Here is an 8736-nt window from a genome sequence, read left to right on the forward strand (position 1 = left end):
TTGCTGGCGGTTGGGCTGAATGCTATCAAAGGCACCACAGTAAATCAATGCTTCCAAACCACGGCGGTTAAGGGTGCGCAAATCCACGCGATCGCATAAATCTGCCAAAGCCTTAAACTCACCACCAGTCTCCCGAGCCTTGATAATACAATTAATTGCTCCGTGTCCCAAATTCCGGATTGCTGAAAACCCGAACAATATACTATTAGAGATTGGGGTAAAATCAAAATCAGAACGATTGATATCCGGTGGCAAAATCTCAATCCCCATGGTTGAGCAAGTAGCAATATATTTCTGTATCTTGTCCGTGCTGTTACTACTCGCTGTCAGCAGCGCTGCCATATATTCAACTGGGTAATTCGCCTTGAGATAGGCAGTTTGATAGGTTACATAGCCATAGGCGGTGGAGTGAGATTTGTTGAAGCAATTGGAAGCGACAAGACCGTTTGCCAAAATAAAATTATGGTCACTCTTGACACCAATATCATAGACAGGTTGAGTACCTAAGGATTTGCGGCTGATGATTTTAACCATCGATTAAATTGACGGGGTAACTAGACTTTTACGTTTCCTGATTAGGGATTAGGGATTAGGGTTTAAATACTATAACCTAACACTATTAACCTAACATTATTTCTAATACCATTAACCATTAACCAAGCACCATTAACCATTAACCTAACCCCTAACACCTAACCCTAAAAACTAAATTGACACAGTACTAGTACAGAGTACTAGCTTACTAGCTTTCTCTTGATGGCTGAACCTGCACCAATGACTCCCACCGCTAGTAACCCTAATACTGAAAAGGGTTCGGAGACAGGGGTAGCAATGATTTGTCCTCTAATTATCCCTGCTGGGTCATTTTCTGAGTGAAGATTGAAATAGAGTACGGTATCTGCACCAGCAGCAGTAGCCAGCAGTCCAGGAGCAATATCACTAGACCTCTTGCATAAGTCTCATAAACCGTGGGTGTTGACAAGGCAAAAGGCAAAAGGCAAAAGGCAAAAGGGATAGATTTTGATTTGATATTTATTTTTGCAAGAGGTCTACTCAAGGAAGTACTGGCAGGATCATCAAGAACCCAAATTCCTGAGATAGTGGTTGAGCCATCGGAGTTCAAGGTAACCGTGCGGTCATCATTATCCTGATCCGGACCAAAAATACCAAAGACTACCGGACCATTTTCCCCACGGGGAGCTTGGTGAAAATGGAGCAAGGTAGCAACATCTAGAGCATTTGCAGGACTTGGTACATCGGCTAGCTGGCTAAAGTCAACACCAAAAACGTTAATACTGTAAGTCAGTTCCGTACCAGCATCATTGAGTTCTAAGCTAGCAGAGCCAGTTGCTGGGGAGTGTCAACTGCGGATTCACCACGCTCTGAGGACAACTAGGCGTGGGTCTTCTTGCGGATTAGGCTAAAATATAAACTTTTATTACATTGTTTCTCAGAAACAGGACTAAGAGAACCTTCATTATTGTATCTTCATAGAGATATCCATAAACCTTTTGTATAAATTCAAGGACAAACAAATGTTCGATGCTTTTTCCAGAGCAGTAGTTGCATCAGACCAAAAGGGTGAATTTCTCGGTGGTGGTGACCTAGATGCTCTCAAACAATTTGTTTCTTTGGGAAACCGCCGTCTAGATGCTGCGAGCTTCATTACTAGCAACTCTAGTTGTATCGTGTCTGATGCTGTATCTGGTATTGTGTGCGAAAACGAGGGTCTGACAGCACCTGGTGGTAGTATCTATACCAATCGCAAAATGGCTGCTTGCCTGCGGGATGGGGATATCGTTCTACGTTATATCACCTATGCTATTTTGGCAGGAGATGCTTCTGTACTCAATGACCGTTGCTTAAACGGCTTAAAAGAAACTTACTCCGCATTAGGTGTTCCTACAGGTAGTGTCAGTCGTGCTGTCAACATTATGAAAGCTGCTGCTCTTGCCTTTGTAACTAACACAGCTTCTCAGCGCAAAATGACTGTAACTCAAGGTGATTGCGCCTCATTAGCTTCAGAAATTTCTGGTTATTTCGATGCAGTAACGACAGCGATTAGCTAACCTTAGCTGGTTAGACAAGTTTTAAGGCTGATTAAAGGAGTTTTAATCAAGCTGTTGTTTGAGCTGCAATGACACTAATTGAAAAATAGGAGATACTTGAGTCATGAAATCAGTGTTAACCACTACGATTGCTTCAGCAGATACCGCAGGTCGATATCCCAGTGGATCTGATTTAGAATCTATTGCTGGTAATATTCAACGCGCTGATGCGCGTCTAGAAGCAGCAGACAAGCTAGCTTCCAACTACGAAGCCGTTGCTAAAGAAGCTGTTGATGCAGTTTATGCAGAATTTCCCGACGGAATTAGTAAAGGTTGCACTCCTGAAGTTCGCAAAGACAAATGTATTCGCGATGTAACTACCTACCTACGCTTAATTAATTATTGCTTAGTTATTGGTGGTACTGGGCCTCTTGACGAATGGGGTATTGCGGGAGCCCGTGAAGTTTACCGCGCCCTCGGAATCAATACTGCTGCTTATGTGGCTGCCTTCACTAAAGTAAGAGACCGTATCTGCGTTCCTCGCGATATGTCTGCTCAAGCTGCCACAGAATTGACTGGTTATATCGACTATTTAATTAACTCTATGTCCTAGGGACATTGCCATCAATTTAATTTGATGAGTTAATTCTTTTTATAAAACTCTGGGCAGGATGCTTAGCTTTATTGGTTAAGTTTACTGCTCAGGGTTATTTAACTTTATCAGTTGGTTTTTGATTGGTTTTTGACAGATAATTATGGATTCTACAAATGATCTTAACGAAGGACTTTTACAGGCAAGTAAAGATGGAGATCTAGAAGCTGTAAAATCCCTAGTAGCCCAAGGGGCTGATGTCAATGTTAAGGATAAAGAAAATGCCACTCCTCTAATGCGTTCTGTATCTCGTAACTATAGGGAGATTGTGGAATTTTTGATCGAGAAAGGAGCTGATGTTAATGCCATAAATGATTGGGATTATACCCCATTAAAATATGCTATCAAACTCAACTTAAAAGAGATCCAGCAAATTCTCAGGGATAGCGGAGCAAAAGAATAAATTAATATTATGATTGCTGAGATAAACGCTCAATTAATAGAGGCAGCTAAGAGGGGTGATACTAAGACTTTAGGTTTATTACTTGAAAACGTTACTAATATCGATGGAAAAGATGATCTCTTTGGTAGAACGGTATTGATGTGGGCAGCGCGGGAAGGGCAAACTAAGACCTTACAAGTTTTACTTGAAAAGGGTGCAGAGGTAAATGCGATAGATAAATATGGCGGAACCGCATTACAGGCAGCAGCATCATCGGGACATACAGAAACCGTAAAAATCTTGCTCAACTATGGAGCAGATATTAACCCTCAAGATGAACATGGTTGGACTGCACTGATGATGGCAGCAGCTCATGGTCATCTAGATGCGGTAAAAACCTTGCTTAAAGTTGGGGCAGATATTAATACCCAAGACGAATATGGTTACACAGCATTGATGATGGCTCAAAAGCAAGGTTATAGCGATATTGTCAAACTGCTCAAATCCTCAATTTAAAGATGACTAGTCCTTTTCTAAACTTATTTCCTGGTTTATCAGAAGAAAAAGCGATTGAACTTTTGGAAACACCAGTAGAACAACTAAAAGAAAAATATCACCGTTATCTAGCAGCAGCTCATTTGGTAAACTTTCCTACGGAACGCTCAATCAAAGCACTAATCAACGTTTTGCAAGACCCTAATCCTGCACGGGAAAATCGTCAAGCACAGCGTAAAGCCATCGAATCATTAGGACGCTTAAAAGTTAATCATGCCATCGAAGTCATGGCACCTTTCTTGGCGGATAATGATCGCTATATGGTAGAAAATACTGTTTGGGCAATCGGCGAGATTGGGACATCTAATCAGGACATTCTGGAAGAAATTGCTCAATTATTAGAGAAAGAAGGACAAATTTATCGAGTAATCATTCAAACTCTAACTAAACTCAATTATAAACCAGCATTGGCAAGAATTGCTCGATTTACGGAATCAGAAGATTCTGCCATAGCTTGTGCAGCCATAGCTGCTACCTGTAAGTTATCAGGAGATGACAATCAAGTCTATCGAATTATCAAATTCTTGAATGATAAAAACATTCACGCCCGGCGAGGAGCGATTCAAGACCTGATGGATTTAGAATACGATTTGGCTATTCCTGATATAGCTGCTGCTCCTGTTTCCCAATCTCTACGTCTTCGGGGAATGCGATTTTTAGCAGATCAGGCACAAGAAAAAGGAACCATTGATTATTCTGTAATGGAATCGAGTTTCGATTTAGCAATTTGGGATCATCCCCAAGACCTTAAAATGGCTTATGAATATCCCCAAAAACCGAGTTTAGAAAGAGTAATTCAAGACCTCTACAATACAGATTTTGCCTATTGTTATTTGGCCAGTAAGGCGATGCTCGATTTTTACCCTAATGCTGGAGAAATATTAAAAAAATCTTTTGACGAAAACGCTCAGGAAGATTACGGAGCGCACTACCATATTATTAAACTATTTGGTTGGTTGAAATACGAACCTGCTTACGATCTCTTTGTGGATACCTTACTTAATTTGGGAGACAAATTTGTCAAATCGAGAATTGCTGCTGCTATCTCTTTAGGTAACTTAGGTAACAAGCAAGCAATTCCCCATTTAAAAGCTGGTCTTGAAAGTAAAGTTTGGAAATTAAAGTATGCTTGTTTATTAGCATTAGATTATTTGGGTGATTCAAGTGGTCGCGCTCTTTGTGCTAATGACTCTGATTGGCTGATTCAACTAAAGGGCAAGAGTTACCCCCCTCAGGGTAAGCGGGGTAGGGAGGTAGAGCGGGGAGATTCAGGGACTTGATGTCCCGAAAATCCCCAAACCCCAAACTATGTTATTTAGTAAACTATCTTACATTAGTATATTTAAATCCAGAACGAAAATCATATTTTTCTTGTTTGTCGTAAGGAGAGCAGGTTGACTGAGAGTACTCAGCTAATGACTTAAAACCTGGCGGACAAAGTGCTGGACAGATCTCGTTAATATCCTCCCTTTGAGGACAGCTGTAGACTCCTGCCCAGCGATTCCTAAATCTCCCCTTAACCTCTTCGGAGAACTTAAATCCTGCTTGTTGGGCAATACGGATAATTTCTTCGGGCTGGGCATCTTTTAATTGTGCTTTCAATGATTCATCTTTTTTGACAGCAACAATAAAGTCCATGAGTTGTTGTTTAGACATAAAAAACAAGATATTTTCTAAGTTGTTAAGTTTATGTGTTGAGCCCGAATGAATTTTTTAATTAATCCTGAAACATTTCTGCTTACTTAGGTCAGCGACCAGTGTTCAATACCAGTGTTCAATACCAGTGTTAAATTATGCAATCCTGTCCCAGTCTAAAAAAAAAATTAAAAAAACCTAATCTATCTAATCATAGATTAGATAGATTAGGTTTAATCATTAGTTTTAAGGTAACCTAGGACAATTGCTGCTGGTCACAGAGGAGCTTTTTAAAGTGCCTCAGTAATGCTAATAATCTTACCTCCTACTTCATGAATATTCTGAAATGCTTTTGACATACAATCAAAGCTTACTGTTATCTGTTGTTTGCTGACTTTTTGCGCACGAGCGAAGTCCTGGGAACTAGAATAGGTAATCTTAAAACGTTTACCAGTATTGTCATAGTTCGCACCATTGCCCATAGCAAGCGGCTCGATTGGAGTAGCCATATTGGAGGCGACAGAGGTAATTAATTGAGCACTGTTATTTCTGTCGCTAGTAGGAGAACCTCTTAACAAGGAAAACATCCGATTGAAGCTTTCGTTGTTGAGACCAACTTGGGAACGAATATTACGAGGATAAGGAACTATATATTCTCCAAAGCTCAAAATATATTCTTCGCTATCGATGTAGGAGTCAATCTCAGCATCATATCCTTGTTCGTAATAGATTTGAACGTGCTCTTGAATTTCTTGTTGAGATTGAGGCGCACGACCTAACAAATGTTTGAAATTCAGTTCAATAAAGCGGTATGGAGAAGAGGAATGGAAGAAAAGTGACTTATAGAAATTGGATTGAGCTACTATCCTCACAAACTGACGAACAGTAATGTCATTATCCCGGAGAAGTGCTTCAGCACTTTCCAGACGTTGTTCTTCCATTAAATGCTCATTTCCCAAGACTTGCTTGTAAACAGCCCTAATGATGATTTGTAAATCCTCTTCAGTCTGATTAGGACGCATTTCTAAAGGGTCTCCTTCAAAGGCATCCAAACCGAGGGTTGCCGAACGAGCTAAATTTCCCATCCACTTTCTCCTAAATACTAAAAAAGCTTAACTTTGTGAAGTACCCCAACCTGCTTGACCTTTGGTCACGCGGGGCGCGTTCGCTGAGGTTGGGGCTTCCAATTCTCAGGTCAGTTCAGGGACGGTCTTATCCGTCAAATGGGCTTCCCGCTTCATCCGCCGACGCCTCAACCAGAGGCCCGACCCAAGGCCGGGTTCCCCGGCCTTGGAGGCGCGCGCCTGCTGGAATTGGTCTTACTCAGCGTCCACAGGCAGACATCCGCCTTCTAAGGACGTATAGTTTTTTTTTCGACAAACTCACCTTGGAATTACGACTCTATGGTCAACCAGCCGGGGCTTGTCTCTTCCCTGATCTGGAGCTAGTACTTTGCACACCTAATGGTCTGAAAACTGATAGAATATCAGACCGTTTGTAAGGTAGCATTTTAGTCAGTCAGGCGGGTCAGCAACCATCTTTATTCTAATATGAATCGTGATGAAAAATCATCACAAGTTGTCGTTTCGCTATCCATCCCCACCCTAAGAGGGGTGGGAAATTCCGCGAGTTTTGTTAAATCGTCTTTAATTGCTTGATTAAGCAATCCATACTAAAAATAACCAATAGGTGCGATCTTGTCCTAATTTATGAGAAACAAATTTACAAAAATTATTATTTGGAAAATTTGGTGGTCGATCAGCACCGTGTGGGATCCCTGATCAAGTCATGCCAACTCCAGGTTGCGTCAGCTAACCCGGCCCTTTCTGCTGCAGTATTGGCCTTGCGACTATGGACCCAAATCGAATTGAAATCCCTGACCATCAACTTGACTGTGGCCTCAGTCTACTCCCAGGCTTGAGCAAATTTTTGACGACAATAATTGGTTGGCCATCCTGTACTTGATCTAGGACACTGGCTAGGTGAGCTTTTACTTGAGAAGAGGTAGTTTCTCGACTAACATCGTAGCCCTAAGGCTGACTTATACAATAGTATGTAAATGCCCAAAATGGGAACTGGACTAGAGGGCGCTCCCATAGCCTTAGCCCAAATTCGATGCTAAGCATTGAGCCGCTACGGGAACGCATTCTCAAACTCGAATCCTACGAAGCTCAGATCTGGCACCTAGCCCATGCAACCTGTTGACTATACCACCCTGACCGCTGCTTGTTCTGAGCTCCGTGCTACCTGGGTACCAGGACGTACCGAACAAGTCTATCAACGCGATCGCTACACCATTGCTATCGCCCTACGCACCCTAAATGGTCGAGGTTGGCTCACCATTTGTTGGCATCCCCAAGCCGCCCGGATTTGCATAGGAGATCCACCCCCTAGGGTTCCCGACACCTTCACCTTTAGTGACCAACTGAGGCACCAGTTAGGTGGCTTCGCCCTAATTGCCATCGAAACCATTGCCCCTTGGGAGAGAGTATTAGACCTGCAATTTGCCAAACGCCCTGGAGAACCCCCGACTTGGCATTTGTATGTAGAAATTATCGGCAAATACAGCAACCTAATCCTCACTGATGCTGACAATCTGATTATCACCACTGCTCATCAAGTCAGTAACCAGCAATCCAGCGTCCGTACTATTCAAACCGGTCAACCCTACGAACTCCCACCAGCCCTGACTGGTACCAGCCCCAGTTTGACTGAACCCTACCAAAGCTGGCAAGAACGAGTCAGTTTGATACCAGGAGCAGTAGCAAATCAGTTACTCAAAAGTTATCGAGGATTGAGTCCCACCCTCGCTCGCTCAATGGTACAAGCAGCTGGTTTAGACCCAAAGCAATCCACCCAAAACCTAGAAGAATCCGACTGGCAAAACCTATTTCAATGCTGGCAACAATGGTTAAAAACTTTATTAAACGTTAGCAAGTTCTCTACAGACAACCTTCAACCTGTTAACCTTCAACCAACCAACCTTCAACCTGCCAACCTTCAACCAACCAACCTTCAACCAACCAACCTTCAACCAACCAACCTTCAACCTGCTAACCTTCAACCTGCCAACCTTCAACCTGCCAACCTTCAACCAACCAACCTTTTTCAGCCAGGCTGGACAAACCAAGGATATACGGTAATGGATTGGGGGATAGTTAAACCAGCTGAAAATCTCCAAACCTTACTAAATTCCTACTACACCAAACAGCTCAATCAACACGAGTTTTCCCGGTTGCATAACCAACTGACTCAGAAGCTAAATAATAGCTTACGAAAACTACGGCAAAAAGCCTCTAGCTTTAAGGAACGTTTACAGCAATCTGACCAAGCTGACCAATCCCGAGAAAAAGCTGACTTATTAATGGCATATCTCCAGGATTGGCAACCAGGGATGAAATCGATCACCCTACCGGACTTTGAAACCAACCAGCCAGTCAAGATTCCCTTAAATCCTGAGAAAA

General features: G+C 42.4%; 9 protein-coding genes and 2 pseudogenes. 6 read left to right on the top strand and 5 right to left on the bottom strand.

The annotated features are described in order from the left end of the window. On the bottom strand, positions 1 to 534 hold a 534-nt coding region (locus F6K38_RS30090; RefSeq protein WP_502709614.1), incomplete at its 3' end, for a helix-hairpin-helix domain-containing protein. Positions 535 to 847: 313 nt separating this feature from the next. After that, a pseudogene (locus F6K38_RS30095) lies at positions 848 to 1345 on the bottom strand (CHRD domain-containing protein); the annotation flags it as partial. A 190-nt stretch (positions 1346 to 1535) separates the two neighbouring features. Between F6K38_RS30095 and cpeB the strand changes: the two are divergent. From cpeB to cpeY, 5 genes are all read left to right on the top strand, one after another. Beyond that, the gene (cpeB, locus tag F6K38_RS30100; protein ID WP_287358737.1) at positions 1536 to 2069 is read left to right on the top strand and encodes a phycoerythrin subunit beta; all 534 of its coding nucleotides are present in this window, start codon (positions 1536 to 1538) and stop codon (positions 2067 to 2069) included. A gap of 103 nt (positions 2070 to 2172) precedes the next feature. Further along, a complete protein-coding gene (cpeA, locus tag F6K38_RS30105) occupies positions 2173 to 2661 on the top strand; it encodes a C-phycoerythrin subunit alpha (protein WP_287358738.1) in 489 nt (162 codons plus the stop codon). Between the two features lie 142 nt (positions 2662 to 2803). Then, entirely contained in the window at positions 2804 to 3103 is a 300-nt protein-coding gene (locus tag F6K38_RS30110) for an ankyrin repeat domain-containing protein (protein WP_287358740.1), read from the top strand. A 9-nt stretch (positions 3104 to 3112) separates the two neighbouring features. Next, entirely contained in the window at positions 3113 to 3598 is a 486-nt protein-coding gene (locus tag F6K38_RS30115; protein WP_287358741.1) for an ankyrin repeat domain-containing protein, read from the top strand. Positions 3599 to 3600: 2 nt separating this feature from the next. Then, the gene (cpeY, locus tag F6K38_RS30120) at positions 3601 to 4917 is read left to right on the top strand and encodes a C-phycoerythrin alpha-cysteine-82 phycoerythrobilin lyase CpeY (protein ID WP_287358743.1); all 1317 of its coding nucleotides are present in this window, start codon (positions 3601 to 3603) and stop codon (positions 4915 to 4917) included. A 43-nt stretch (positions 4918 to 4960) separates the two neighbouring features. Here the strand turns inward: cpeY and F6K38_RS30125 are convergent, their stop codons facing one another. From F6K38_RS30125 to F6K38_RS43655, 3 genes and pseudogenes are all read right to left on the bottom strand, one after another. Then, on the bottom strand, positions 4961 to 5293 hold the full coding sequence (locus F6K38_RS30125) for a Nif11-like leader peptide family natural product precursor (protein WP_287358745.1): 333 nt from the start codon (positions 5291 to 5293) through the stop codon (positions 4961 to 4963). 269 nt (positions 5294 to 5562) lie between these two features. Continuing rightward, positions 5563 to 6357 carry a phycobilisome rod-core linker polypeptide gene (locus F6K38_RS30130; protein WP_287358747.1) on the bottom strand — a complete coding sequence of 265 codons (795 nt, stop codon included), beginning with the start codon at positions 6355 to 6357 and terminating at the stop codon, positions 5563 to 5565. A gap of 798 nt (positions 6358 to 7155) precedes the next feature. Continuing rightward, positions 7156 to 7266 (bottom strand): annotated as a pseudogene (locus F6K38_RS43655) (type II toxin-antitoxin system prevent-host-death family antitoxin); the annotation flags it as partial. A gap of 197 nt (positions 7267 to 7463) precedes the next feature. On the opposite strand from F6K38_RS43655, the gene F6K38_RS30135 reads away from it, so the two are divergent. Next, positions 7464 to 8736, top strand: a 1273-nt coding sequence (locus F6K38_RS30135) for an NFACT family protein (RefSeq protein ID WP_287358749.1), incomplete at its 3' end; no start/stop codon positions are given.

The sequence above is a fragment of the Moorena sp. SIO3B2 genome (assembly GCF_010692525.1).
GTDB classification, from domain to species: Bacteria; Cyanobacteriota; Cyanobacteriia; order Cyanobacteriales; family Coleofasciculaceae; genus Moorena; species Moorena producens.

Excerpts from the sequence above, each read along its gene's own strand:
- cpeB (WP_287358737.1), top strand. The coding sequence starts at position 1,536 with ATGTTCGATGCTTTTTCCAGAGCAGTAGTTGCATCAGACCAAAAGGGT.
- cpeA (WP_287358738.1), top strand. The coding sequence starts at position 2,173 with ATGAAATCAGTGTTAACCACTACGATTGCTTCAGCAGATACCGCAGGT.
- F6K38_RS30110 (WP_287358740.1), top strand. The coding sequence starts at position 2,804 with ATGGATTCTACAAATGATCTTAACGAAGGACTTTTACAGGCAAGTAAA.
- F6K38_RS30115 (WP_287358741.1), top strand. The coding sequence starts at position 3,113 with ATGATTGCTGAGATAAACGCTCAATTAATAGAGGCAGCTAAGAGGGGT.
- cpeY (WP_287358743.1), top strand. The coding sequence starts at position 3,601 with ATGACTAGTCCTTTTCTAAACTTATTTCCTGGTTTATCAGAAGAAAAA.
- F6K38_RS30125 (WP_287358745.1), bottom strand. The coding sequence starts at position 5,293 with ATGTCTAAACAACAACTCATGGACTTTATTGTTGCTGTCAAAAAAGAT.
- F6K38_RS30130 (WP_287358747.1), bottom strand. The coding sequence starts at position 6,357 with ATGGGAAATTTAGCTCGTTCGGCAACCCTCGGTTTGGATGCCTTTGAA.